The organism is Microcystis sp. LEGE 00066 (genome assembly GCF_015207925.1).
GTDB lineage: Bacteria > Cyanobacteriota > Cyanobacteriia > Cyanobacteriales > Microcystaceae > Microcystis > Microcystis ichthyoblabe_A.
This window is the reverse complement of the sequence record NZ_JADEVX010000006.1, coordinates 1-25,811: the sequence shown is the minus strand read 5'-3', so window position 1 is coordinate 25,811 and position 25,811 is coordinate 1. Positions and strand designations below refer to the sequence as shown.

21 protein-coding genes and 3 pseudogenes are annotated in these 25,811 nt (G+C 41.1%); 9 read left to right on the top strand and 15 right to left on the bottom strand.

Annotated elements, in window-relative coordinates; translation table 11 throughout:
• Window positions 1-2: 2 nt before the first annotated feature.
• The 4 genes from IQ224_RS01880 (at window position 3) to IQ224_RS01870 (ending at window position 5,500) form a co-directional block, all read left to right on the top strand.
• Entirely contained in the window at window positions 3-641 is a 639-nt protein-coding gene (locus tag IQ224_RS01880; RefSeq protein WP_002741907.1) for a HEPN domain-containing protein, read from the top strand.
• An 85-nt stretch (window positions 642-726) separates the two neighbouring features.
• Window positions 727-2,007, top strand: coding sequence for a DNA cytosine methyltransferase (locus tag IQ224_RS01875; protein WP_002741908.1), 1,281 nt, complete (start codon window positions 727-729; stop codon window positions 2,005-2,007).
• An 86-nt stretch (window positions 2,008-2,093) separates the two neighbouring features.
• On the top strand, window positions 2,094-2,267 hold the full coding sequence (locus IQ224_RS23735; RefSeq protein WP_370583117.1) for a S26 family signal peptidase: 174 nt from the start codon (window positions 2,094-2,096) through the stop codon (window positions 2,265-2,267).
• A 158-nt stretch (window positions 2,268-2,425) separates the two neighbouring features.
• Complete coding sequence (locus tag IQ224_RS01870; RefSeq protein WP_194032449.1) at window positions 2,426-5,500, top strand: patatin-like protein; 3,075 nt, start codon at window positions 2,426-2,428, stop codon at window positions 5,498-5,500.
• A 157-nt stretch (window positions 5,501-5,657) separates the two neighbouring features.
• Here IQ224_RS01870 and IQ224_RS01865 read toward each other — a convergent pair whose 3' ends face one another.
• From IQ224_RS01865 to IQ224_RS01845, 6 genes and pseudogenes are all read right to left on the bottom strand, one after another.
• Window positions 5,658-7,277 (bottom strand): S8 family serine peptidase, encoded by a 1,620-nt coding sequence (locus IQ224_RS01865; protein ID WP_194032448.1) that lies wholly within the window; start codon window positions 7,275-7,277, stop codon window positions 5,658-5,660.
• A gap of 175 nt (window positions 7,278-7,452) precedes the next feature.
• Window positions 7,453-7,669 (bottom strand): annotated as a pseudogene (locus tag IQ224_RS24795) (hypothetical protein).
• 55 nt (window positions 7,670-7,724) lie between these two features.
• Window positions 7,725-8,810: a calcium/proton exchanger gene (cax, locus tag IQ224_RS01860; protein ID WP_194032447.1), complete on the bottom strand. Its 1,086-nt coding sequence runs from the start codon at window positions 8,808-8,810 to the stop codon at window positions 7,725-7,727.
• Window positions 8,807-9,268, bottom strand: a complete 462-nt coding sequence (locus tag IQ224_RS01855; protein WP_194032446.1) for a cupredoxin domain-containing protein — start codon at window positions 9,266-9,268, stop codon at window positions 8,807-8,809. Before IQ224_RS01855 ends, cax begins: the two co-directional genes overlap by 4 nt.
• Before the next feature lie 251 nt (window positions 9,269-9,519).
• Window positions 9,520-9,828 (bottom strand): DUF6679 family protein, encoded by a 309-nt coding sequence (locus IQ224_RS01850; RefSeq protein WP_002735547.1) that lies wholly within the window; start codon window positions 9,826-9,828, stop codon window positions 9,520-9,522.
• A gap of 336 nt (window positions 9,829-10,164) precedes the next feature.
• Complete coding sequence (locus IQ224_RS01845; RefSeq protein WP_194032445.1) at window positions 10,165-11,016, bottom strand: alpha/beta fold hydrolase; 852 nt, start codon at window positions 11,014-11,016, stop codon at window positions 10,165-10,167.
• Between the two features lie 339 nt (window positions 11,017-11,355).
• Between IQ224_RS01845 and IQ224_RS01840 the strand changes: the two genes are divergently transcribed.
• Window positions 11,356-11,808, top strand: coding sequence for a hypothetical protein (locus IQ224_RS01840; RefSeq protein ID WP_194032444.1), 453 nt, complete (start codon window positions 11,356-11,358; stop codon window positions 11,806-11,808).
• A 192-nt stretch (window positions 11,809-12,000) separates the two neighbouring features.
• Window positions 12,001-12,273: a lipopolysaccharide assembly protein LapA domain-containing protein gene (locus IQ224_RS01835; RefSeq protein WP_194032443.1), complete on the top strand. Its 273-nt coding sequence runs from the start codon at window positions 12,001-12,003 to the stop codon at window positions 12,271-12,273.
• Between the two features lie 147 nt (window positions 12,274-12,420).
• On the opposite strand, the gene IQ224_RS01830 is transcribed toward IQ224_RS01835, so the two are convergent.
• From IQ224_RS01830 to IQ224_RS01795, 8 genes are all read right to left on the bottom strand, one after another.
• On the bottom strand, window positions 12,421-13,878 hold the full coding sequence (locus IQ224_RS01830; RefSeq protein WP_194032442.1) for a hypothetical protein: 1,458 nt from the start codon (window positions 13,876-13,878) through the stop codon (window positions 12,421-12,423).
• A gap of 19 nt (window positions 13,879-13,897) precedes the next feature.
• A complete protein-coding gene (locus IQ224_RS01825) occupies window positions 13,898-14,467 on the bottom strand; it encodes a Uma2 family endonuclease (RefSeq protein ID WP_002741934.1) in 570 nt (189 codons plus the stop codon).
• 10 nt (window positions 14,468-14,477) lie between these two features.
• Window positions 14,478-16,151 carry an RAMP superfamily CRISPR-associated protein gene (locus tag IQ224_RS01820; RefSeq protein WP_002741936.1) on the bottom strand — a complete coding sequence of 558 codons (1,674 nt, stop codon included), beginning with the start codon at window positions 16,149-16,151 and terminating at the stop codon, window positions 14,478-14,480.
• A gap of 63 nt (window positions 16,152-16,214) precedes the next feature.
• Window positions 16,215-16,769: a hypothetical protein gene (locus tag IQ224_RS01815; RefSeq protein WP_036399876.1), complete on the bottom strand. Its 555-nt coding sequence runs from the start codon at window positions 16,767-16,769 to the stop codon at window positions 16,215-16,217.
• Between the two features lie 6 nt (window positions 16,770-16,775).
• A complete protein-coding gene (cmr4, locus tag IQ224_RS01810) occupies window positions 16,776-17,648 on the bottom strand; it encodes a type III-B CRISPR module RAMP protein Cmr4 (protein WP_002741940.1) in 873 nt (290 codons plus the stop codon).
• 58 nt (window positions 17,649-17,706) lie between these two features.
• Window positions 17,707-18,846, bottom strand: a complete 1,140-nt coding sequence (locus IQ224_RS01805) for a type III-B CRISPR module-associated Cmr3 family protein (protein ID WP_002741941.1) — start codon at window positions 18,844-18,846, stop codon at window positions 17,707-17,709.
• Window positions 18,846-21,929, bottom strand: coding sequence for a type III-B CRISPR-associated protein Cas10/Cmr2 (gene cas10 / locus IQ224_RS01800; protein ID WP_194032441.1), 3,084 nt, complete (start codon window positions 21,927-21,929; stop codon window positions 18,846-18,848). The genes IQ224_RS01805 and cas10 overlap by 1 nt, the downstream gene beginning before the upstream one ends.
• Before the next feature lie 118 nt (window positions 21,930-22,047).
• On the bottom strand, window positions 22,048-23,301 hold the full coding sequence (locus IQ224_RS01795; RefSeq protein WP_194032440.1) for a YafY family protein: 1,254 nt from the start codon (window positions 23,299-23,301) through the stop codon (window positions 22,048-22,050).
• A gap of 194 nt (window positions 23,302-23,495) precedes the next feature.
• Between IQ224_RS01795 and csx18 the strand changes: the two genes are divergently transcribed.
• The 3 genes and pseudogenes from csx18 to IQ224_RS24790 form a co-directional block, all read left to right on the top strand.
• Window positions 23,496-23,774 (top strand): CRISPR-associated protein Csx18, encoded by a 279-nt coding sequence (gene csx18 / locus IQ224_RS01790; RefSeq protein ID WP_002741944.1) that lies wholly within the window; start codon window positions 23,496-23,498, stop codon window positions 23,772-23,774.
• 13 nt (window positions 23,775-23,787) lie between these two features.
• Complete coding sequence (gene cas1 / locus IQ224_RS01785) at window positions 23,788-24,795, top strand: CRISPR-associated endonuclease Cas1 (RefSeq protein ID WP_228036049.1); 1,008 nt, start codon at window positions 23,788-23,790, stop codon at window positions 24,793-24,795.
• Window positions 24,796-24,873: 78 nt separating this feature from the next.
• Window positions 24,874-24,975, top strand: a pseudogene (locus IQ224_RS24790) (CRISPR-associated endonuclease Cas1); the annotation flags it as partial.
• A gap of 130 nt (window positions 24,976-25,105) precedes the next feature.
• On the opposite strand, the pseudogene IQ224_RS01780 reads toward IQ224_RS24790, so the two are convergent.
• Window positions 25,106-25,811, bottom strand: a pseudogene (locus tag IQ224_RS01780) (IS4-like element ISMae7 family transposase); the annotation flags it as partial.

The following is a 25,811-nucleotide window of genomic DNA, read 5'->3' as shown; positions in this document are numbered from 1 at the left end:
CTATGCCGAAATCTCTAAGATTTAGACAACTAACCAAAGAATTAAATCGACTCAAAAAACAATTCCTACCTCGTAAATTCAGCGAGATAAATGACTATTCTGAAAGACAATTAGCTTTAACTTTTGCCTATCGAGTTTTTGCTCATGCTGAGATTGAATCTTATCTTGAAGATCGAGTTTGGGATACAGTACAGACAGCAAAAAATATCTGGGATAATCAAGGTAAAGCTGGTCGAGTTTTGTTATGTGTAATCGCTTTTTCTGGTCAAGAAATGGAAAATCCTCCCGATACCATTACTCCTCTTAAAGGTAACAAAAATGTCTCCCTAGACAAACTGAAAATAACTAAAAAAATTGACATAGCGATTAGATGTTTTAAATCAGTTATCGATCAAAATCATGGGATTAAAGAAACTAACCTATTAAAATTACTCTTACCAATCGGCATCGATAGTGATGACTTAGATAAAGTTTGGTTAGCCAATATGAATACTTTTGGAGAAGAACGCGGTGAAATCGCTCATTCTTCGGGAATAAAAACGAAAAAAACGCCTAACCCTGCCGACGAATTAGAAAGAGTTAAACAAATTATTCAAGAATTAGAGAAAGTCGATCAATTGATTACTAACTTGCTCAAGTAATTGCCCTCTTAATAAAACTTAAATTGTTAATTATATCAGAAATACAGTATAATAAAAGGCAGACAATAGAGAGCTAATCATCAAAGTGAAACATAGACCAATTGCGATCGATTTATTTGCTGGCTGCGGTGGGATGTCCCTTGGTCTAGAAGCGGCGGGATTTGATATTGCTGTAGCGGTGGAGTTTGATGCAGTCCATTCCTTGGTTCATCATTTTAACTTTCCCTATTGTCAAACTATCTGCCGGGATATAGCCAAAGTAACAAGTAGAGAAATATGGGAATTATTAAAACTAAAAGGCTATGCCACCGATGTTAGTTTAATTGCCGGCGGTCCCCCCTGCCAAGGTTTTTCACTGATTGGTAAACGACAAATAGATGACCCTAGAAATTCTCTTGTATTTGAATATCTGCGGATTGTAGCAGAAATTAAACCCAAGTATTTTATCTTTGAAAATGTCCCCGGCATGGCTACTGGTAAACATAAACAATTTTTAGAGGAGTTAATCTCTGAATTTGAAGCTATTGGCTATACAATTAATCAGCCAATTAAAATCCTCGATGCCAGTGAATACGGCGCACCACAAAAGCGCAGAAGATTAATCTTAATTGGTAGTCGAAAAGACGTGACGATGGCTAAATATCCTTTGACAAAGACCGTCGATTTAAACCCAGCCAAAAAATCAGCTTTTACCAGCGTCTATGATGCGATTTCAGATTTAGAATTAATACCGGCCTTTATCGATACTGATTTAGGCATACCCGCATCAAAATTAGATTATAGTGGTAAGAGGAAAAAATATTCAGTGCAGCCAGGGGATATTTTTAAACTTTGCCATCAAAGAATAGTAGATACAAAAATCTATGGACATATAGGCTCAGTTCATACCCAAAGATCAATTGATAGATTTATCGTAACCGAACCGGGTACAGTGGAACCAAAAAGTCGCTTTTTCAAGCTTTCTCCTACTGGTTTATGTAACACTCTCCGGGCCGGAACTAATAGTGACAAAGGGGCCTATACTGCTCCTAGACCCATTCACTATTCTATTCCTCGTTGTATTACTGTACGAGAAGCCGCCAGATTACATACATTCCCCGATTGGTTTCAGTTTCACCGCACAATATGGCATGGTTTTCGTGAGATTGGTAATGCAGTTATTCCGCTATTATCGAAAGAACTTGGCTCTTCTGTGATGGGAGCAATGAATATTAATCCAGCCAATTTCGACCAGCTTATTTTGGAAAGAATGCCCGAAGACTTATTGCTATATAATATGTCTCAGGCATCAAACTATTGGGGAATCTCTGACGATGTTATCCCGAAAAGAAAACGAGGTGTCTCTCAGAGGCTGTTCGGTATTTAAATGATACCAATCAAAGAGTATTATCTTTTAGAAGCACCGCGCTATAATTTGCCGTTAATTCAGGTTCCTTCTGGTGAATATTTTTCATGGGAGATAATCGTAATCATAGCAACGATTTCCATATCTGGGGATTTTTACCAATCAAGAACCTGATTAGCTGTGCAGTTTTTCGCTTTTTCCCACTGCACCGCTTTAGTTGGTTTTCTGACTTCTGTTTCCCCGCAACCTCAAATACCAGGATAAATGTAAAGATTTATTAAAATATAGTCTAGGATACAACGTTTGTGGGGGGGGGTGTGTATCTTTTTATATTGGGAAAGGTGGTAGAGCGTCCCAACCCTGATCGCAAAAACCGCCACAAACGACTCCCAACTGTATCTGTCCCTTTTAGAACACCAAATAATCGTGGAGACTTGCTATGACTGCAACACCTGGTCAAAACACACAATCTTCGTCAGCCACTTGCTTGAAAAAACCAGATTTTCGTAAGGAAACTCGCTTAGGATTAGTACTTTATGGTGGGGTTTCTCTAGCAGTTTATATGAATGGTGTTTGTCGAGAATTTTATAATGCAACAAGGGGTCGGGGAATTTATAAATTAATTAAAGCACTGACAGATTCAGATATTGTTGTTGATATTGTATCGGGAACTTCAGCGGGAGGAATTAATGGAGTTCTCTTGAGCTATGCAGTTGCTAATAGCTACGAAAAAATTGTAGTTGACTTTAAAGAATTTGGAGATATTTGGCGAGAAAGTGGGGATATAAATAAATTACTGCGTCCGATCAAAAAAGAAAATAATCAAATAGATGTCAACTCTCTTTTAAACGGCGAGGGATACTATCAGGAAGAACTTTTTAAAGCTTTTGAAAAAGCTGTAAATAACCAACAATCTGCTCCTGATGGAGAATGGTATTCAGAGTTTAACGAACTGGATTTATTTATCACTGGCACTGATGTTTTAGGAAGAATATATCAAACCTTTGACAACACTGGAAAAGTCATCGAAGTTAAAGATCATCGTTGCGTTTTTCAGCTTAAATATCGAGAAGATCAAGATTTTGGAGACCCTTTTTCTACGAAAGATAAAGATACTCAAAAAGCCTTAGCTAAACTCTGTCGAATCACCTCTTGTTTTCCCCTAGCTTTTCCCGTAGTACCTGTCGAAATTAAGTCTGATAATAAGGTAGATAACAAACTACAAGAATGGGGAAAGCTTTTGAGAAATCGCATCCTTCCGCAAGAACCTCCAAAAGAGGGATATAAAATCTATTTTGTTGATGGGGGAGTTCTAGATAATCGTCCTTTTAGTTATACCACTGAAGCCATTTATTATCGTACAGCAGATCGTCCTGTCAATCGTCAATTATTTTATCTCGATCCCAATCCAGAAAGCTTTGTTGACAGTACCAAATTTAAAGAAATGGAGCAACCTACTGTTTGGGAAGTCATCACAGGTTCTCTAATCAGTTTACCCAGATATGAAAGTATTGGCAAAGATCTGCAACAAATCAAAGGTATTAACGACAAAATTCGTCGCTATAATTTGTTATTAAAAAGTGTTGATGAAGAAGTATCTGAACAAACAACAGAAGCCAAAAATCGTTATTGGAGGTGTCGTTTAGTCAGTTTAAGAGATAGTGTTCTCTCCGTAATTTTTGACAATCAATATTTTGTTGGAAAAGAACAAGAACAGGAAGAACTATTAGAAAAAAGTGCCAGTTTATTGACCCAATTTATTAATAATTCTGAGGAAATTAAAAAGCGAGAGGAAACTTTAAACTCCCTAGCTCAAGATGTTGAAAATCTAGATATTCAATATGCTATTAGAAAACATGACTTTCTCTTGTCCCAAATTTCCTCTCTGATGTCTGATGCTATTACCAAAGATACAGATGACATTACCAAATATACAGAGTTAAAAAATTTAGCCAATAAAATCACTTGGCTGCTAGAGTTGCTCAAAGTCATTGATCAGGTTATCAAAGAAGTGATAAAATCCGAACCTGTTCGACAAAAATTTTATCAACTCATCACAGAAGAAGAAGAGGACGATAATCAAGAATCTGTAAATTTGAAGCGCAAAAAAATCTATAATTATCTATTAACGTTGTTGCGTCTTATCTTAGATAGTCAAGATTTAGCCGATGTTACCGTAGAAAATCTCAAAGAGCTAGATTTTGACAAAATCAATTTTATCCGGGGACAATTACGGAACAGGGTTAAAGTTATGGCTCTAGATCAAGATTGGGAAGCATTAACTATAACCAAAGGTGAAACCATCTTAGAAAAAATAGAACAAGCTTCTGGGAAGTTGTTAACTGAACAATCGGAGAATATAGAAGAAAGTATAAAACCAGTAATTGGCAAATTTGAGAAATTTCAGCTAATTGACCAAGTTATATATCCCTATAAATATTTGTCCGATATCCGAAACACAAGTCCCATTAAACTTGTTCGTATTTCTCCCAATGATGCTGATAAAGGATTTGGCAAAGGTAAGGGACTTGAAGAAAAATTAGCTGGAGATCAATTTCGTGCTTTTGGAGGCTTTTTTAAGAAATCTTGGCGTTCTAATGATATACTTTGGGGACGGTTAGATGGAGTCAACCGTATTGTTGATGGGTTATTAACTTCAGAATCCTTAAAAGCCTTCTCTGGAGTTGTAAGTCGCCAAATTGAACTAGAACAATTCTCAGGAACTCAGAAAGAGAAAATTCAAGAATATGTCAAGCGACTTGTTGATGAATCTTTTCCCACAGAAACACAAACAGAAAAAGATGGGCTAATTCAAGACTTAATTAAACTTGCTCAACCTAATACAACCCTTGCCAAAAAAGAATTAGAAGACTTCTTAAATAAGCTTGTCAATTTAGGACATAGTGCTATTCTTAAGGAAAATTTAGGGAATGTATTCAAAGACGCAATTTCTGAACAATTGGAATGGAATCAACAAAAAATTGACTCAACTCCTGAGTCAAACTACAAATATGTTGGTGGCTATTTTGACAAAGCAGTAACTCCCTTAGCTGCTGCAAAACTTGCTCAACGTTTCCTAGAAGATTTAAAAGGGAAAGAAAAAGAATACTTCCTGGGTGAATATGGAGTTGGTTCAGAAACAATAGTGAAAGATATACCTTCTAATATTCTCAAAAGTTTAGGCACTCGGTCAGCGATAATTTTGAGTGATATCATAGAATCTAGTAAGACTGGTAAACGACTGCTTAGACTTCAATCTTATCAGCTTCTCAAACAAATTCTGAATATATACTATTTCCTGTCCCAAGGAAGTAGTCCAAGCAGCTATAAAACACAAGCCTCTCCCCTAATCTCTGCTTTGAAATCATTGCTTCTTTTTACTATTGCATTTGGAGTAATAGCCTATCTACTCAATATATTACCAAGATTGGCTGTGTTAACCATTGCAACCTTAGCATTACTCTGGATAATAAAAAGCTTATTGGGAGTATTATTCGGGAGAACCTCTAAATAACCCCTGGAAACTGTGCCAAAGAAAAATCAAGGTTCTGTAGGGGTTGCCGTGGGGGAGAAAATCTGGTTTAACAGAGAACTGATTATTTATTCTCCCTTTTGTCTTTTGCCTCTTGCATGAGCGCCTCTCCTCACTTACTCACTTACTATCATTTTTATTATTCGGGAACCGTCCACCAAGCGAGAGCAAAAGCTTGTTCTTTTTCATTAACTTGTTGACGATATTGAACCCGAATTTTATAGTTTCCAGAGATGGGGACAGGACAAAAAATATGCTCTAAACTATCACTATCACTCAGGGAAGCACAGGTGTATTTAGCATTATTATCCTCCTGAGCAGGTAAAAGATAAACATCTAAATTATTCAGGCCGCGATCCTGGAAACTTTCATCGAGATCATAGAGATTATTGCGATTAGTATCGATTAGTTCTACCAAACGATCCCAAGCTAAAGTTATCGAAACAAAACTATTAGCTTTTAATGGCTTCTCTAGGGCATAATCTTGATAATCATTAGCGGCAACTGTACCGTAATCCCAACCAATGGCAGGAATAGATTCTGTGGCTGACCATTGACCATTACTAAACTGTGTGTAGGCGCGCAAAGTGTTAAGATGGCCTGTCCCCATCTGCATATCTAAAGGAATTTTCGGGTCTTTATAAGCATCGGACTCTAACCAAGTTTTTTGGTCTTTAGTGAAAACTGTCCGTCTCATACCTAACCTTAACCCATCGCCCTTATCTTTAATTTTATCGGCAGAATTAAGCATGACTGCCTTCATCACTTGATGATGACGAGAATCGAGACTCCAATGGGGATTTTTTTGATTAATTTGTTGATCGCCGTATTCTTGTAAAAGTGCCACGGATGCCGTAATATGGGGGGCGGCGAAACTGGTGCCACTAACGGTATTTAATTTACCTTTGAGGTCATAAAGCTCTATTTTATTGCCGGGGGCAACTAAATTAATCGATCGCCGCGAACCATCATTAATTTCCCGTTTAATTAAACTGCGGCCAATACCCACTGGCAAAGCACTAATATTAGCAAAATCAACTTTAGTGAATTTTCCTTCTCTTTGGGCTGTATAAGCGGTAGTAATGCCGTTAAAATGATCGGTGGGAATGGGAATTCCTCCCTTACCCTGATTACCGGCAATTACATAAAGAACATCATCAACTCGCGATGACCAATCAACACATTGAGTTAATAAAGCTTGACCATCTAATTTTGGTTCCTGTCGCTGATCTCTTTGCAAAGATTCCCCAAAACTAAAGTTAATCGCCCGCACATCACCGCTATTTTGTCGGGCAATATTTTGACTGGTAAGACATTCTTCTGGTTGTCCGCCGCGTCGCAAAGAACCCACCGCCCCCGAATATAATCTCGCTTTTGGGGCCACTCCGGGGATTTTTTTATCATCACTTACCATCACCGTTGCCACCATAGCGGCGTGATTGTCTAGATAGGTGTTGGGTTTGGCAATTTGATCGCGAAAAAAAACACCGGCTAATTTATAGGGAGGCTGCCAAGCTGCCACTTTATCATAACCGAACTGAGCTGGTCGGCCGATTTCCACTTGACCGATGGCAATTTTTCGCCCTAATAAATTATAGGGTTCTGCCCGCAAGCGATCGGCATAAATTCCCTGTTCACCGATGGAATTAGAAAGAACTAGGGAAGGAAGCAGAATTATCGTTACTACTAACCCGACGACAAACCAAAACCCTCTTTTCATCATCAGCAATCCTGCGGCGATAAGGTGACACCAATCCATTCTAAGACAGAAATCTCAGGAGTGAATCTCACATTTGCAGAAATACCGACAATCAGCAATTAAGTAGTCGTGCAAAATAAATTTCCTAGTGAAGATAGGCAAGAGGCAATAGGCAACAGGGAAAAGCTTTATCGAAATATGTAATTAATTTTGCTTAGGTACTTATTAGTAACTCTTAAATTATTACAGATGCGTCAGCGGCTGCGTGTAAGCATCCCACCGAAAAGCTAATGCGCTCCGGGGTTTGGGGGCGGCACTTCGACACGCTCAGTGACCGCGCCACGCCCCCAACGGGGGGTTTGGGGGGTTCTACCCCCCAAAAGCTTGGATTGAGGGAAAAAATCGAAAGTAATGCCCGACTTTAGCAGAGAGTTTCCCCTTAAAAATCCCAGATTTACAAAAATGAGATGCACCCAATCTCAGAAAATACCAGAATCTCTTTTTTGGCTAGGCGGGATGGTAATAAAAAGCCACTGCCAAGATTAAATAGGTGGCTAGTAATAGGGTTCCATCTAACCAATTAGAACGACCGGTAAAGCTGATTAAATTAGTAACAACCACCGCTACAATTAAAGCCACCACGTTAAAGGGATTAAAATTTAAATCCATCGGTTGTTGCCAAAATTGACCGATAAAAACTAATAAAGGTGCTACGAATAAAGCCACCAATAAACTATCACCCATCGCCACGGAAACCGTTAAATCCATCTGATTTTTTAGGGCTAATTGAGTGACGGTAACTATGCCAGAAACATCAGTAATTAAAGGAATAAAAATTACCCCGATAAAGAGAGGAGTGAGATTAAATCCTTCCATCACCGATTCCACTACATTAACAAATAAATCCGACTCATAGGCTACAGCTACGGTGGAAGTAAGCAGCACAAGTAACCAAATCCAGACTTGAGCTTTTTCTTCCTCACTAACCTGATTGTCGGGGGTATTTTCGTTACTTAATCCCACTTCGTAGAGATAGCTATGGGTTTTCAGGGAAAATAATAAAGTTAACCCATAAACTATTAATAAAACCGTAGCGGTGACTAGGGAAAGACTGAGAATATCGGCAACTTCCACCACGTTAGAAGTATATATTACTAAAGTTGGTAAAGCGATCGCTATTACTGCTAAAGTCATAGAAGAACCATTTACCCGGGCTAAAATTGGTTTAAATTCCTGCTCTTTGTAGCGAATACCTCCCGTGAGCATTCCCATGCCCATAAATAATAATAAATCGCTGAGAATACTACCGGTAATACTGGCTTGTACGATGTCCACTAAGCCTTTTTTTAGGGCAATTAAGGCAATAACTAAAGCGGTAGTATTGCCGAAGATAGCATTAACTAATCCTCCCAAAGTTGGCCCAGTAACTACGGCAACTCTTTCCACAGAGGTACTTAACCAAATTGACAGGGGAATGATCGATAAAGCGGCAGTGATAAAAATAGCTTGATCTCCCCAATTAAGACGACTAGCGACCACGGATAGGGGAATAAATAATAGGAAAGCAAAGGAGACAATTTTTCTTAAATTCATGGGTTATTAATGGTGATTTCTCCCACCATTCCCGCTTCGGCATGACCCGTAATAGTACAGATTAATTTATACTTACCAGTTTTGAGAGGAACTATTACCCATTCTGCCTGTGCATTAGGTTTTAATTCTAGTTCGTGAATTGCCCCTTTAATCTCCACTTTTCCCGCTTCAACTTTCTGCGTCCAACTAGCATCGGCGAAGTCTTTAGCGGTAAAATAATGTTTAGTGGGACTGGGATTATCGAGGATTAATTTGTATTTTTGTCCAGCAATAAAGTCTAATTGACTAGGAAAGAATTTTAATTCTCCTTGCCCGGAGCCTAGACTAATTTTAACTTCTAAAGGTGCGGATCCAGCGAAGGTGGGAAAAGTCACTAACCAACAACTAATTAAAACTATTACTACTGCCACAAATTTTTGATAAATATCCTTGCCAGCGAAGTAGGGATTAGAATTCATTTTGCTCCTCCAGCTTATAATAGAGAAAATCTGGCGGCTTTTAAGTAGCTAGACATAATCAATTACACATATCTAACTACTTCTTGCCTTTTGCCTATCCTAACCAAGAAATTAATTTTGCACGACTACTGAGAATAATTTTACAACAAGTGGCGATTCTTAGCGGCTCTCTTCCCTTCTATCCCTGAAAAGTCCCTTGGCCATGGTTAAAACCGCGGGACTTCTCGCCACTGTCAGTTAAATCGACAAAATTAATCTAAGCTATCGGGAGAATGGGGATAAAGTTGTTCTGCTTCTGGACAATCTTCCGAGACATTAATATCAGGATTCGTCCGCGACACGGAGGCCAGTTTTCTGCTCACCGCACCGATACTTTCTAAACGCACCATTTCTTCCCAAGAACTAATCTCGTCTTCTTCTTCTGTTTCGTAGCGAATGGTGACGAGATCGCTTTCTAGATCGATAATACGAGCATTATCAATCCATCTTTGCTGATCGCGCAAGAAAATGCAGACTTCCTGACCATCCATACAGAATTGATAAATCTTGCGGTGTAACATAAATTGCTCCTAAACAGCTTCTTTTGTTGGATTCAACTAACGGGAAGTGACAAGATGCCAATCTCAGCAATAGCTCAAAAATTCCCGTGGGTAACACAAAAGGGAGAAAAATTCCGCTAGTAGTGGCAAGAATGAGAAAGGAAAGTCAGGTTTCCAGTTTGGGGCTACGTTCTTCAAAGACATCGATTCGATTAATAGACGGCTTCGGCGATTCAGTAAAAAATCGCCCTTATAGAGTCATTGTGACATAAATTTTCACTTCTTAACAGTATCTGTAGATGGAATCGGGAAATGGGGAGATAGGGAAATTTCCACTAAAACCCTAAAACCCAACCCCTAACCCCGATGCTGATTTAGAATAGCGATCATCTTTTGGGCCACCGCTGCTGTTTGTTCGAGCATGACAAAATGACCACAATCGGATAACTCAATCACGTTGCTGCCGGTTTCAAACAAGGGATGAAAACTGGCCAAATGGTTAACGTACTTAACTTCCATAATCGTATCCTCTTTCCCCGCCAGAAAATAGACCGGCTGCGGGAGACGGGAGACAATCTGGGGTAAAAGATGAACTTCATCGATAGTGGTGGTTTCCAAAAGTGACCCCAGGGCCGCTTGGTAATCGGCCCGGACAAAATCAATCACGCGCTGTTTGCCCCATTTTTTACTTAGGGTTTGCTTGACCATCATCCGCGAGAATAAAAGATCAATAAAGGGAACACTGGGCAACCAAGGCGGTCTTCTCTGTAGGATTTGTCTTCCGGCTTCCCGAAATCGCTCAAATTCCTCCTTTAGATAGATGCCGCCGCCGGCATTCATACAGATTACCCCTTTAATCCGTTGAGGACAGATATCCGCGGCCCACAAGGCAACACTACCACCGAGGGAATGACCGACTAACCAAGCAACGTCGAGGTTTAAGCAGTTAAGAAGAGTAATAACGTCTTGGGAGTAGGATTCAAGGTTATAACTGCTAGGAGGACTCTTAGAGGTGATTTTTTGGGAGTCGCCAAAACCCCGGAGATCGTAAACTAGACAGGGATAATCCGGGGAGAGAATATCTACCAAAGGCTGCCAGTAGTGACGACTCAGCAGCCAACCGTGTATAAAGACTAAAACCGGCTTATCCGCTCGGGGCGAAAATAACTCGTAACTGTGGGATACTCCCGATATGTCGATGGTAGGCATATAATCAATCTCAACCTAAGTTAAACCGTTGATAGGGGTTACTAGGGAAACTTCTAGAGAAAAATCGGTGTATTTAGCCTTGTTTACGGAGCAAAATCAGGGAAGCTTAGGATTTTCCCTGATAGTTGGTCAATCAATGCTATAGACAATTTCAGGTTCTTCGGCACTTGTTATGCAATCACAAATACTGTACTTGACGCGTAAGGTTTTCAGGATAAGCAAAGAGTCCTTAGCATACTACCTGCCGAAGAACCCAATTTCAAAAGCTTCTACTTTAATTATAAAACACTGGGGATACCTCCCTAAAATAGGATGAAAACCTAAGACCAGGATTTATCTATGAAATGCGATCGCTTTTTGACTTTTTCCCTAGTGTTAAGTTTGGGATTAGTTTTTCCCCTCTCTTTACCCGCTCAAAATCCCCCCGCTACCACCTTTCAACCGGGTCCTTGGCAGCCTGTCGCTAGGGTGAATATGAGTCGTCCTGTGGAGATCAAAATCATCAATCAAACCGATATTGACCTCAATTATGACCTATCGGCCAATATTGATTCCTCTCCCCAATTATTATCTCCGGGTGCAGAGACAACCCTAAAAGGTTTCGTAATTCCAGCATATATTCTGATTAATCGAGCTAATGCGGCCGCGGATCGCTATTCTTCTAGTTTAATCTATGGCGTAGAAGTCAATAATGATAATTTAGTCACGATTACTGTCACCAAAGTTCCGGGGAGTACCCCCGGTTATACCACCTTTAACATCAATCAACAGGGTGCTATTTATATTTACTAGCTCTAGCTTAGGGCGATCAGACCACAATTATATGATCGCGATCGAGATTTATTTGAGATCGATCGACAATTGTAACGTTTTAGTCAATTAACGGTAATTTCCGCCCTAGGGAAGTTAAATTAATAGGGATATAACTCCCAAATTAGCCTACAAAAGGTTAAAAAGTCTCCTACAAATCTGGCGAGGACAAGCATGAATACAATCACTAATTTTTTAGCTAGTGCTATTGTCGGTGGTTGGATTATGACCATGGCAGTTTTTGCTATTCAAAATATCCAACCAGTTTCTTTAAAGTTTCTACAATTTGAGTCAATTAAAGTACCCATCGGCATTTTATTGGCTTTTTCTTTGGGAATAGGATTTTTTATCGCCGCAATTATTCCCGCTTTTTTTAGAAAGTCGAAAAAATCTCCTCGCAGTCGCTTTTCTTCCCCACAATCGGAGTTAGACGAGTTTGATTTTTAAATAGTCTTTTGACTTGCTAATTTATCACCAGCATCCCAGCTACATCTCAATTGAGGAGAAACATCTATATTAGATTTTCAGACCAGACGATCGACCCCTACCATGGCTGCAGTAATATTATTGTAGGGGCTAATTGCATTTTGTACTTTAAACAACATTATAATTTTTGATAGCTTCTAGGACTCTCTGATGAATAGAAGCAAATAAACTTCCTTGACATAAAGAAGAGAATTTATTTTCAGTAATTAGATTGAGACAATTTAAAATACGTTTTTCCCAGTCTTTTTGATTGTAAGTATCTTTTCCCCAAGCACTGAATAATTCCTTCTCACTAATACCTCCTAATTTGTGAGATAGTCGATTTCTAAGATTACGCAATTCTTCAGAACCCCAAGCTTTTAAATCCCTAAAGTTTGCCTGGGGAGAAGTGAGAGCAATATACTTCTCTATTAATTTCTGTTGAGTGCGACTATCTAGCTTAACATTATTAACAAAAAGTTCTTTAAGAGCAGGATATTTATTCAACACAGATGATTTTAAAGATGAATAAGTATATTCAGAATTAACCATATAGTCTTTAAATTCATGTTTTAAACACTCATAAATTAAGCCTTCTACCGCTCGGAAACTATGGAGCATAGCCTCGGTTGTATTTTTTTGTTTTACTCTAACTACAGCAGTATAAGCTTGTTCGTAGGCCATCCACCAATATTGTTGATGCTGCTCTTTTTGTTGATTATTGAAACTAAAAGAAGCGGATTGAAAAAAATCTTCAAATTGTCCTTGATTCCAACTTAATCCAGATTTAATTAGCGCATAGGTTTCCTTCCATTTTTGTTTATTTTGTTCATAGTAAGGTTTAACTAAGTTCTGAAGACCAGCATAATCATAGCGTTCTAATAATTGTAGGGCTTGTTGTCGAGTGCGATCCCAAAGATAGTTAGTGCCTAAAAAAGGGCCCGTGTAATCTGAAGAAATGCCCTTTTGATTGTTATAAGGAGTGAGAATAAATTCATAGAATTTAATATCGTTTCCATAAGAACTCAATCCCGAAATTCTCGACGCTTCTGAAGCTTGCCCCACCCCACCTTTTAAGCACAATAAAATGGGTTGTTCGGGTTGAGGTTTTATATTTTCTTTCCATACTTGTTGCCACCAACGGAACATTTCCTCGAAGTTAGAAGGGTTTTCATCATTTCTACCTATATAGAGAATATTTACTACCAAATCAGAATTTAATTTATTTAGCCAATACTTGATTAATTCTCCTGAGTAAAGACTATCTTTTTCTCTTTCTTTTACTGTTTCATTTTGATCAGTTACTACTAAATAAACTTTTTCGAGATCATTGATTTTATCTTCCAAAAGTTTACCCAGAATCACAGGTTTTACTCGATCTCCATAATATTCAATATTTTCCCAAAGGTATTGGGATATTTCTCGAAAAGATGATTTTTCGGTCAGAGCTAAATCAGACACCACTTCTATCTGTTCTCCGAGAATATCACCTTTCATACGATCATCGCCAATATTATACCAGTCACCATTGGTGACTTGAAACATTAAATCTCTGGTTCCGATCGTTGCAACTAAAATTGATTTCATGAGATTATTGCAGTAAAATTTAGGTTGAGAAAAGATGATCAGACCAAAAATTATCTAGGTATATTTTCAAGTCAGGAAATGATAGAGAAAATGCATCACCTGTGGTTAGTTTTTGATGAAATTGATAATTGTCATTTTCAGGTTTACGGAAAATATAAAGTTCTTTAGAGGTAATATCAATTAGCCAATATTCTGGAATTTTTGCCTGAGCATAAATTGATTTTTTATTGTAGAGATATTGGTCAAGATGCGCGTCAGTAATTTCGATTAACCAAAATATTTCACTGGGATAGGGATGATGTTCTTGATAGCGAGAAGGAGGGTAAACAACTACAGAAATAGCGACTTCTGGTTCGGAGTTTTCTAGGGTGATAGCACCACTTTCTCTAACCCATGCTTGATGACCAAGATTTTGACGAAGAAAATGCGCTAATTCCTCTCTGTAGTAGATGTTTAAGGGAGTCTTGGGAAAAGTTTCGACTATATATCCATTGATTAATTCTACTCTGCGATCAGCTAAAATTCCTGAATTAATTAGCCGATGATAGTCTATTAATGACCATTTAGCGAAAGAAAAATTAGCTATCATAGATTACCTTTTAACTCCCAAATACTCTCGCTGCCCCAGCAATGCTGCTGACATCCTGAATAAATTGATTTCTTAATGAATTATTTCCTCCTTTAAATACACAGACAACTTCTGAGCAAGCAGTATTTTGTTCTCTATTAGGAAATTTAATACGCTTAATACTTACCCAAGAACAATAGGCTCCTCCATTTCCCGCATTACCTCCTACATCTATTTTACGTTTATATTGATTTTGATAAATTAAATTCATACCATCACCACGGGTATCTGTAGGATTGCTAATTAACCAAGACATATCTTGTTGATCAATTGGTTCTCGGACGGGGCCGGGTACAAGATAAACTACACAGGTTTGAGGCGAGAAGACTTCGGATGCAAGATTTTGATTACTGTTGAGACTAATACGATTTGGCCACTTTTGTTGTACAAACTCTAGCCATACTCTATAGGTGTTTTGCCATACTTCTACTCTATTAGGAATGAGAGCGAAGTTTTTTGTTTCTTCTGCATTTGTTTCTTGATTTTTGACTGTGTGTTTTAGATGTAAATAAGTTCCTCTTGCGGCCTTATTGCCATTATTCATGGTAAAAATATGCAAAGGTCTGCGCCACCCTCTGCCCACACCACCGAGACTAGCGGCAAACTTAACTACAGGAAGAATTACTTTATTTAAAATTTCCGTGGGGGCGCTAATTCTCACTTGTCCTTTCCAACAATAAAAATCGGGTTTGTTTTCAGATTCTTCACCCCAACTGTTCCCCTTTGTTACTTGTAAGCGAACAAGACCTTTTTGTGTGTCTGGTTCAAGAGTGCCGAGTAATTCATTAACAGTCGTTTCGGCGTTATTTTGATTCATCACTCCCAAGAAAAAGCGTAATAACCAAGAACGTAACCAACCACGCCAATGGGAAGGACGAAGTTCCATCGTTCTCATATCTGGGCCAGAAGACCCTTGACTGTAGAGGGTGAAAATAAGGTTTTTAGTTCTGTAATCTGGCTCTGGTCTAACTTTAACTTTACTATCCTTGAAACTACCGTAGCCGCTGGCAGTACGACTTCCCACACCGTAAAAACCGAGTGCCTGTTTTATCCAGTCCCAAACTTCTGCTACTTCTTCAGGTGTTGTTTGATTAGGAATGCCACGAATGGCCACGATAATCTCGATTTCTTCCTGTCCATCACCCAAGGTGTAAGAGGATACAGGTGTGCTTTGTCCCCGATGAAAAACCTGAAAATCTTGTTGAGGATTAACTATATCTAGGGTTAATTTAGCGGCTTTCCTAGGCCAAGCATCGAGAAATTCGATTTTTCCGGCAGTAATATTGTCGTTTTCCTGTTTTCCGAGAAGCTCACGCATTCGATCGCGAATTTCGGGGCGTTTTTCTGCCCATGCACGAACTAATCCGCGAATTGAAGAACCAGGTATGTAACCATAGAGGGGAAGTTCTTGTAAATATCGCCAATTTTCCCCTACATTGCGCTTATCTTCAGGACGACCTTGCTCAGGTTTCCATGCACCGCAGGGTTCGCCAGCAGAAATTAAGGTTTCTAGGTCTGGATGAGGGAAAGAACCGACTTTTGCCCGCCATTCTAGGGTAAATATTTCCTGTTTGTATAATTGTGATGTGTTCTGTTGTTGGTGTTTGGAGGCTAGTAACTCTAGCAGTTTCGGACCAGTGTACATAAATTTTTCCTGTGGTTTAAATTATTATTTTTGTCCTCTTGTAGAGGGAAGACAGAGAGATAACTAGCTATCAGAGTAGGCACGCGCCCAAAAATTCCAATGATTAGACATTTGTAGGGATTTACGCCAACTAATCATGTATTGACTGGGATTATTTCGACTCATAGCAATTACCTTTTCCATGAGAGCTTTTTCGGGTAATGTACTTTGAGGCTCCAATAGGTTGTTAATCAAGCATTTCCATACGGGGACAGTTCTTTTTCGCACCACATTATTATCTTGCTGATTGGCTTGGTTTATATAGCCAACGGCGGAGAGAAGACCAAATACTCGCAGGTGTTGAGAGAGACGGAGGACAGCGTTTAAGTCTTCTTTAGTGAGGGAATTTCTACCAGTTTCTTTTAAATATTTTTGAATATGTGCGTGAGCGTTTAAACTCATCTGTTCGGGTTGAACTCTGGATGATGCTAAGGGCGGCATATTTGCAGGTGTTAGAGATTGAACTCTTGTGGGGGATGATGAGACGGAATTGGGGCTATAATTGGGAGGAGTGGCTGATTTAGGCTGACTAGAAGAATTATTGGGGGTAAATTGCGAGCTTTTGTGTTTTTTAGACATGATTAATTAAACTCCTGCGGTTAAAGGTTGACTAGAGAGACTGGAAACAAAATTATCGTTATTAACCCAACTTTGTACCCAACCGCGACCGACATTAGCTTGTCCACCAACTTGGATTAATCCTTGCAGGACACTCATAAGCAGTTCGTGCTGAGATTCGGTAGCGGGATTTTTCTGATCGAGACTATATCCCCAGTTGAAGTAGAGAATGGTGTCTCTGGGAATACATACATCTGTCCAAAAAACTTCAGCAGCGCCTGCTTCTTGGATTTTGTTACGGATTTGTGTCCAGAGAGCGTGTTCCATTAGGATTTCAAAATCCCCATCGGGAAGAACGATTCTGTTTTTTTCCCAAGTGGGTTGTAGAGAGTCTTTTAAGGAATTTGGGAAATTACCAGAAAGAGCGATCGCTTGTTCTTGTTCTGGGGAAACTCCAGAAACATTGATTTGAGCATCAGCTACGGTGTATGTTCCCGCACGCAATCCGACGGCATGATCTGGAAAAGAGACAAACCCTTTTTTTGTGGCGATCGCATGAGCGCAGAGGAGAGAAGGACAACTAACCCAAGCAAATACATCTGTATTGTTTTGAGACATAGTTTTCATGGGAACCCACAATAAGCGAGCATCCCCAAACCAAACTTGATGAACTCCCATTTGTCCTGTTTCATCTAACTCTTTACCGAATAGAACGCTAGTTGCATCGGGATCCAAAACTTCCATCTCGTCTCGGAGACTGCCGCGCAGAGAAGATCCTGGCACATAGGGAAAATTTGTATGTACTTCGCGAGCAATTTCGAGAATATTGCCTAAGTCACCTTCGCCACCACAGTGAATAGGAGCGAGACTGTAAAGATAGCCAGTGCGAAAATCTTTCATGATTAATTATTCTCCTTTATAGTTGGTCCAAAGTAATTCTGAGTAGCCTAATTTGCCCCTATTCGCTTGTCCAAAAACAGCGATCAAATTTGATCCAAAGTAATTCTGAGTAGCCTAATTTGCGCCAGCGTTGGTGATATTCGGGACTATTGGGCTGCTCTTGAAATAGGCGATCAGGTTGATTTAAATAGTATTGACTACCGGCGGGGGCCGCGAAGACTTGGGGGGCGGGAATGCTAGTATTTTCTTTTGATTGAATGCGGCAACTGATCGGGATAGCTCGATCGGTTGCGACACTGACTAGATTGCCCGGTTTCTGATTACTATTAACAGTATGGGCGAGTTTCCATTCCCATGGCCAAGAGCGACAAATGGCTTGATTATTATCGTGACGGCGTTCAAAAATACCGGGGGTAACGAGATAAGCGATCGCTTTATTTATTTGTTTAAAGTTCTCCTCGGATTGTTGTTTTAATTCTTGCCATTGTTGACCTAAATTATCGCATTTTTCCAGTATAACTCGGTGTCCTTCTCCTCCTAACCGCAAAGTTGTGGGAGTGAGAATATCAACATCAATTCCGATCGCTATACTCCAACCGGGTAGCATTCGGATCGCTTTTTCCACAAAGTATCCATCGGCATCTTCTACCTGTTTACTTCCCGATTTCATGGTGTTATGGGAACGAATTTCTTCTTGCCAGGGTTTATCTTTTTCTTTGTGTTTTACTAACCATTGGCAAGGGTCGATCGCTCCTGTTTTTAAATAATTGAGAATAACTTTAAAAGGTAGATACTGACGATATTTACCTTCTTTCTCTTCTTCCGCTTCATTTTCTCGATTTTGGCAATTTTTGTGAGGTTTAGCCTTAGCTAAGGGGGCAGGTTTCGATCGATCCCAAAATATATGCTTTTCTGAAATCGTTAAATTATCACTCCAAGAAATAGGAATTAATGGGTCAGAATTGGCGAATCCTAAAGGACGGGGTAGATATAAAGTATCTCCGGCAAAGGATAGGAATGGACCGGTGATTTTAAAATAACTATTTTTAGAGCGATCTAGTAAAGCACTTAAAGCACCGGCGATCGTGTGACCGTTGGGGGGAAATGTACTTCCGGCCCAGGCTCTTTCTCCGGGGCTAAAGGGTTTGGCATCGCGTAGGAGAAGAACATCTAGGGGAGTGATTGTGTACCAATACATTAAATGGAACCTCCGATCTTAATCTCTCTTTTTCGAGTCATAAAAGCCGCTAGTTTAAGCCAATTGTTGATAGCTTCATTGAGAACTTTTGGTGTGTTTTCTGTAGTTTGCCAAAGGCTATCTAGAAAGTTGGCAAGTTCTTTTTGAATCTGCTCTGTTTGTTTTTCTGATAAGTTCTCCCGACGGCGACAGAAGGCTTTTGTCCATGGAAAAATCGCTTCTTGTACTGGTGCGGGATGTTGTTCCCAAATTGTCGCAGCTTGTTCAAAGATACTGGCATCTAAATCGAATTCTAAGAGTTTTTGCCATTGATAAAAAACATCAAACTTAGCCGTAGATTTTAGGATGTTTCCGTTGCCGTAGAGAACGCGCACTTGTACGGCATCTTTTTTGACTTTTTTGCCGTCAAAGTCTTTATAGGCGTGTTCCTTGGCTTTTTTCTCGGCTTCCCAGAGATTTTCTAGGGCGATAGCAAGGGGTACGGAATGATGAGCGATGACAATACCGAAACTGATAGTCGCTTGCTTTCCCATGGTAAATAGGGGACGTTTGGAGAGATTTTCGGGAGGTTTTTCGCCTTCCCATTGCCAATAGTCACCGGCGTTCTTAAATTCCCCATGGGGGTCTTTTTCTCCCTTAAAACATTGCTGGATATCCCATAACCATTTATCCCATTCCCAGAGATTAGTATAGGCGAGAACATCATCACCGCCACCATAGATTAAGCGTCCTGCATAGCGTTGTTCGGTGAGGTAGGGAACGAGTTGATTAGAGAAGTCTAAAAGGGCGCGACTGAGGGCGCTATGGGTAGATGGTCCCATGCGTTTATTGAGGGTGACAAAATCGCCAAAAGCTTTTTGTACTTCTTTTTCTAGGGTATCGGTTTCGGTCGGGGGATGATCGGCGTATTGATGAAGTGACTTAGCGATATATTCTCGATAGGGTTTCATTTCTTGGCCTTTTAACCATTCCCCCATTCCGTCACCGTCTCCTGCGGCGATAACATACCAATCAGCCGGGTTATTGTGGGGATAGTTTTGGTCAATTAATTGGCTTAATTGATGGCGATAATTAGCCATTTCTTCATCGGTAATCTCTAGTTCTTCTACTAACCATCCCGCATTGAGAAATCGAGGGTGATAACGTTTATATTCTGGTTCGATGTGATCGTCAATGTAGGGGATTCCCCAGGGTTGGGTAAGTGCCGGGGGAATCTTTTTCCCGTCTTCTCTTAACCTACGCGAGATGGTGCGACAAACTCGATGAAAATGGTCGAGATCACCGCCTGTTTTGAGATAACCGGCGACTCCCACGGTTAAATCGGGATAAGCGGCATCTAGACGCTCTTGGTCGCTATTTTTTAAGAGTTTTGGCAGGATTAGGTGTAATCCGCGTTTAACGGTTTCCGTGGCGTTGAGTTGTTCGATCCCATCGAATAATCCGGCATTTCGTTGCCAATATTCTTTGCTTGCTTTTTCGCTAATCCAATCGTTGTTACTATCGGGATGGACGACGGGTTTTGCAATTACAACTGCAACCGATGTTTTAGCTTCAATCCAATCGTTGTTACTATCGGGATGGACGACGGGGCCAAGTCCAGAAATGGTGGAACGGGGGCCGAAAGCGGTGGGAATCTGCCAATCGCGGGCGTTTTTGACAGCAGCAAGGGCCGAACGGTTTTGATCGAAAGCACTACTCCACCAAGAACCAACATTAGAACTAAAGGGATGTTTTTTCCATTTCTCAAGGCGTAGTTTTCCAGCTTTTTGCAGAAATTCCTGCTCTTTTGTTAAGAATAAAGCCTTGTCGCCACTTAGATTATAAAGTTCGTTTTGTTTGTCTCGCCAGCTTTGCGCTTTTTCTGGGTCTTCGGCTTGATTTTCGGCGCTATTTTCGTTTTCTTGGTAAATTTCGCTACTGGTGAGGAGTTGGTCTTCTCTACCGATGGGGACCCCCACATAATAGGTTTGCCATTGGGCATTTAACCAACTGTCCCAGGTATGACTATTTTCTTTTAATTTGGGCATCCAGTGACGTTCTGCCAATTCCTCGAAAACTTGCCGACTAATTTCTTTCCATTCTTTTAATAAACTAGATTTAGCGGTTTGCATGGCCGCTGCCACCTTATCTTTGGGCAAGACGAGGATAATAATGTTGGGAAATCCGGCGGTTAGTAATTGTCGATCGCTCGGTGGGTCGATCCAAGGTTTAAAATCGGGATATTTCTCTAGTAACCATCGATCGATTAAGGGTTGTGCGTAGAGAGAGGGATAGATCAAACTATCGGGGCCGTATTGTTGGGCCAGTTGCCAGCAGACTTGAGCAGATAGATAGTGCAGAATCCAAGAACCTGCCCAAAAATCGCGCATTTTGCGGCTGGCTTTGATTAGTTCTTGCACAGGGGAAAAGGTAAAACTAACGAGATAAGCGTGGGATAATTGTTTTCCTGTCGGCCATTTATTGACCACATCCTCGGAGGTGAGATCATATCCCGCTAGGGACCCGGCGATGGCCGCCGTTAAACTGGCATGACTCCAGATCGATCCGTCCGGTATTCTGGTTTCGGCGGGCATTAAAAGCAGATTTTCGTCATCGAGTAATTTCGTCGCCGCTTGGGGAAGACAGCGCCATAACCACCAAAATAGTTCTTTAGCTTCGTTTTCTGAGATTCCTGTGCGTAATCTGTCGGGAATTTGGTTAAATAGCCGTTTTTCCTGTTCTTTTAAGTAATCTGTGCGGTTAGAAGCGATTTTCTGATGGGTTGTGTCGGCTAATTTGAGATCTAAGGGTTCTCCGGAGAGGAGGTGACGCAATTCTAGACCTGTTTCTCGATCGTAGTTAACGAATTGGGTTAAACTACCGATCGCCGATCGATCGCTGGCTGAGGTGATATAGTCAGCTAGTTTGATTTGTTTGAGAATTTTTTTAGTCGATTCTTCGGGGTTATGTTTTCCCCACAACTTCATTACTTCTAAATCTCTCCAGAAGCTGTTATCAGCGCGTCCTGAGTTGCTATGTAGGGCTTTGAAGATAGGATCGTGGAGTAATCCCCAGATTTTCGCTTGCCAGTATCCTAGGGCCATAAACGCCTCAACTCCTTGCTGACCGATGTTCTCAGTATATCAATATGCCCTAGTAACTGCTAGAGATAACACGATATTTTGAAGATTTTTTCTAAAAAGCTTCAAAAGCTGATCCTGTCTAAGTTTCTGGTGGTATGAATTTTTTACTATGATTATCGTCTTTTTGGGGAGAATATCGATCGACCAACATTTGCGCCGATCGCCGGTGTTTTTCGGCCATTTCTGGGGGAGAGAGAATCTGGGCCTGTTCGAGATAACGCTGTACCCACCAGAGAAATTCTTCCAGGGAACGGGACGGGAGAGCGATGTGGTAATCGATCGAGTTAAGGATTTTCGTCTGCGGGTCGATCTGGGGATTTGTCAACTGCTGCCGGGGGTGACGTGCTTCTCCCTCCCGGATAAAGTAACTCACAGGATGAAAAAAGCGAACTTTAACGGTAATTAGGGTTAATTGTGCCGCTAATTCCAATTTTTGCGCTGCTAAATCCCCCAAATTCAAGCCCCAGCCATTTTTAATCAGTTTGTGGGCATTATTGAGGCTGTGGCGCTGTTCTTCGAGGGAGCGAGAGGGTTCTGGGAGGATTCGACAATGACCGGCGAAACGATTGAGTCGGCCGATGGCCAGACAGCCATCGGGATAGGTTTCATAGAGGAGATACCAGCCAATGTCACGGTAAATTAGCTGGAGGGGATAGATCGGGAAAAGCCCGGTAAATTTCTTTTGATAGGGATCGATCGGTCGGGCGATCTCGATTACCTCTCCCCGGACAATGGCCTGTTCTAGGGTGTCGATTTTCTCGTATAAAGTTTGGCGATATTTTCCCCGTTCCATCATCTCTTCCGGATCGGTATAGTTGATCGGTCGATCGAGTTGTTCCCAGACGGGATAGAGAAAGTCAGCCCGGGAGCCGAGTGTAAACCCTTGAAGACGGCGATCGAGTTGGTGATAGATCTGACGGATTCTCGGATCACCCTGATAGAGGGCCCGGGAGCGGAGTGCATCAAAGGCGATTTTAAGTTCGTCGGGACTCATAACCCCGGTGCCGAGATAATACCCCCAGCGATAGACGTGGCGATCAAGAATTTTGTAATCCCGTAGGGTCGTTATGTCTTTTCTCAGGGTGGCAATGGAGGGATATTCCGCAGGCCAACCGAGGGCGAGGGTGGCGGCGAGTTCTCTCACCCGTTCCTGTACTTCCGTTAATGCGTTGTGATCTTTCCCCGAATGGTAATTTTCCGAGGGATCGAGGGTTTGATAACCGACTCCGGGGTGTCGGACGAGGGTGGCGATCAGGAGCATAAGTCGCTGGAATTCGCGACTATCTCGTTCACGCAGCGTTCTTTCCCTAGGGGATTTGGGGTGCTGAGTCATACAGATGCAATCGGTTCAGTCAAGGGGAAAGCCGATATAAATTTACTTCACCCCGAGGGCTAGAAAATCCGATCAGGACTGGAAAAATTAGCCGATCGAGCGAGGGGTTAAATTATTGGCTTTTTAGGGTATTGAAGAGATATTTAGGGCTATCTTGGTAGGGAGTGTCGCTCTCTATCTAGGAGAAAAAGGTTATGTATATATCCAAAAGGAGTGCTTTCATTCGGAATTGTACGGTATCGGGAGTTAATGGAACAATTACGCTGATTATCCTCTTAATCGCACCTTTAGGACTACTGGCGGTGATTGTGAACACGGCCCTGATCACGCTTTCCACATTTATCGTTGTTTCTCTCGGCGATCGAGTGGTGATCTGGCTCTGGCGAGATCGATTACCAGATAGTATCAGAGAAACATACAGACTCACCCATCGGGAAGCCAATCGCTCGATCGAAAGAAGACGGGACGAGTGAGGGAGGTATCCAGATGAGATGTCTGTATGTTTCCCAACAGGGTTGTTATGTGTCTGTCAAGGGGGAAAACCTGCTAGTTAAGCGAGAAGGGCAGGTTCTAGGGTCGGTACAATTACCTCTGGTGGAACAGGTTTTAATTTTCGGCAAGTCTCAGATGACGACCGAGGCGATCCGCGCTTGTTTACGGAAAAATATCCCGATCGTTTATCTGTCACGCATGGGTTATTGTTACGGGCGCTCGATCTCGATCGAGCGAGGTTATCGTTATCTAAGTCGTTACCAGCAGCAGTTGAGCGCGAGCGATCGATTAATAGTAGCTAGGGCGATCGTGGGGGCTAAATTAAAAAATAGTCGGGTTATTCTGCTCCGACAACAGAGGAAAAGGGGAACGGATAATATGGCTCGATCGATTCAAAGTATCGAGTATCTGATCGAACAGTCGGCCAAGGCCCAGAGTATTGATCGTCTGATCGGTTTTGAGGGAGCGGCAGCCCACAGTTATTTTTCGGCGTTGGGAGACTGTTTGATCAATCCTGATTTCACCTTTTTAGGTCGTTCCCGTCGTCCTCCGGGTAATCCGGTCAATGCGATTTTGAGTTTCGGTTATCAGATACTATGGAACCATTTGCTGGCTTTAATCGAGCTTCAAGGACTCGATCCTTATGATGCTTGTTTGCATCAAAGTTCGGAACGTCACGCTGCCTTAGCGTCTGATTTAATCGAGGAATTTCGCGCACCGATTATCGATTCTTTGATGTTGTATCTTGTTAATCGAAATGTGATCAGTGTTCTAGAAGATTTTGACTATCGAAATGGTGGCTGTTATTTAAATAGTTCCGGGCGAAAAAAAATGTTAAGAGCTTTTGTTCAGCGAATGGAAGAAGAACTACAATCCGGCGAGGAGGAAAAACGGCTCTTCGGTTTGTGTTATGCAATGAACGGGGGTTATAAGGGATGGAACCCCTATATAGAAAGGCATTTAGCGATTTTTGTCAATTATTTTCGATCTAGAGCGAACTAATCAATTAAATCCTTTGCCAGATAAGGATTTAGTCGATTTATGCCCCCCTATCGAACCATACCAAGTAACGAAGAGCCGGAAAAACAACCGCGCTGGGATTTGTTATACCAACAGGTTAAATGCTTTAAATCCTTTGTTTATTCCCCCAGTAATGGGTATCAGCCTTATTTGATCCGCTAAGTAGCTGGTTATAATTAAATTAAAAATGGATTTTAGGTTCGATCCCCCCTGCCCCCCTTGATAAGCTATCCATTAGTCACATCTTTCTTAACATAAAATTTGACAAAAAGAGAAAAGTGTGCAAGATGGCTCAAGGAGGTTCTATGGGGGGACTAATTTGATGAGATAGTTTCCAAGTCTGGCTGATATCATGTAACCTTCGCAGTCCCAACCAAATAGTTTTAACACCTGGTTCACCGTCACCTTTTCTACCTAAAAACCCCCCAAGAGAAGCAATCATTCTGACTGCTTCCCTAAAGGAGGGCGGCTTTTCAGGCGGCGGCTCCTTTTTATGAATAGTGGCACACAAAGATTGCCATTCATGTTCTTCCAAAAAACTTTCACAACTCTCCTCTCCGTGTAAGCGTGCTTGATAGGTTAACCAAAGTAATCTCCAAGCTACAATTGAATAGGTAGCTAAAGCCATCTCAATTCTACGACCCGTTTCTAATTGCAGTTTTTCTAATCCACAACCACTTTTTAAAACAAAATGATAGCGTTCTATCAACCAGCGATAACTATACCAGCGCACACAGGTTATCGCCGATTCAAAGCTACTAATGTCTAGGCTAGTTAAGAGGAGCCAACTGATAGGATTAACTCCGGGACGCGGATTTTCTTCTTCAGCTAAAATTGCCTGTAATTTGACCGGTTGACGAGGGTTCGCTTTCGAGTGATGCTTAGGTACTTGTATTTCAAAACTGGCAAATCTAACTGTTAGTTTAGCTAGTCTAGCCTCGTGATTAGGATTGCGTTTTACTTGCACATCTAGGCTACCACAGGCTTTAACTTCTCTG

Excerpts from the sequence above, each read along its gene's own strand:
- IQ224_RS01865 (WP_194032448.1), bottom strand. The coding sequence starts at position 7,277 with ATGGATTGGTGTCACCTTATCGCCGCAGGATTGCTGATGATGAAAAGA.
- IQ224_RS01830 (WP_194032442.1), bottom strand. The coding sequence starts at position 13,878 with ATGAAATCAATTTTAGTTGCAACGATCGGAACCAGAGATTTAATGTTT.
- IQ224_RS01835 (WP_194032443.1), top strand. The coding sequence starts at position 12,001 with ATGAATACAATCACTAATTTTTTAGCTAGTGCTATTGTCGGTGGTTGG.
- IQ224_RS01845 (WP_194032445.1), bottom strand. The coding sequence starts at position 11,016 with ATGCCTACCATCGACATATCGGGAGTATCCCACAGTTACGAGTTATTT.
- cas10 (WP_194032441.1), bottom strand. The coding sequence starts at position 21,929 with ATGGCCCTAGGATACTGGCAAGCGAAAATCTGGGGATTACTCCACGAT.
- IQ224_RS01805 (WP_002741941.1), bottom strand. The coding sequence starts at position 18,846 with ATGTATTGGTACACAATCACTCCCCTAGATGTTCTTCTCCTACGCGAT.
- IQ224_RS01870 (WP_194032449.1), top strand. The coding sequence starts at position 2,426 with ATGACTGCAACACCTGGTCAAAACACACAATCTTCGTCAGCCACTTGC.
- IQ224_RS01855 (WP_194032446.1), bottom strand. The coding sequence starts at position 9,268 with ATGAATTCTAATCCCTACTTCGCTGGCAAGGATATTTATCAAAAATTT.
- csx18 (WP_002741944.1), top strand. The coding sequence starts at position 23,496 with ATGTATATATCCAAAAGGAGTGCTTTCATTCGGAATTGTACGGTATCG.
- IQ224_RS01795 (WP_194032440.1), bottom strand. The coding sequence starts at position 23,301 with ATGACTCAGCACCCCAAATCCCCTAGGGAAAGAACGCTGCGTGAACGA.
- IQ224_RS01850 (WP_002735547.1), bottom strand. The coding sequence starts at position 9,828 with ATGTTACACCGCAAGATTTATCAATTCTGTATGGATGGTCAGGAAGTC.
- IQ224_RS01820 (WP_002741936.1), bottom strand. The coding sequence starts at position 16,151 with ATGTACACTGGTCCGAAACTGCTAGAGTTACTAGCCTCCAAACACCAA.
- IQ224_RS01840 (WP_194032444.1), top strand. The coding sequence starts at position 11,356 with ATGAAATGCGATCGCTTTTTGACTTTTTCCCTAGTGTTAAGTTTGGGA.
- cas1 (WP_228036049.1), top strand. The coding sequence starts at position 23,788 with ATGAGATGTCTGTATGTTTCCCAACAGGGTTGTTATGTGTCTGTCAAG.
- IQ224_RS01815 (WP_036399876.1), bottom strand. The coding sequence starts at position 16,769 with ATGTCTAAAAAACACAAAAGCTCGCAATTTACCCCCAATAATTCTTCT.
- IQ224_RS01825 (WP_002741934.1), bottom strand. The coding sequence starts at position 14,467 with ATGATAGCTAATTTTTCTTTCGCTAAATGGTCATTAATAGACTATCAT.
- cax (WP_194032447.1), bottom strand. The coding sequence starts at position 8,810 with ATGAATTTAAGAAAAATTGTCTCCTTTGCTTTCCTATTATTTATTCCC.
- IQ224_RS01880 (WP_002741907.1), top strand. The coding sequence starts at position 3 with ATGCCGAAATCTCTAAGATTTAGACAACTAACCAAAGAATTAAATCGA.
- IQ224_RS23735 (WP_370583117.1), top strand. The coding sequence starts at position 2,094 with ATGGGAGATAATCGTAATCATAGCAACGATTTCCATATCTGGGGATTT.
- cmr4 (WP_002741940.1), bottom strand. The coding sequence starts at position 17,648 with ATGAAAGATTTTCGCACTGGCTATCTTTACAGTCTCGCTCCTATTCAC.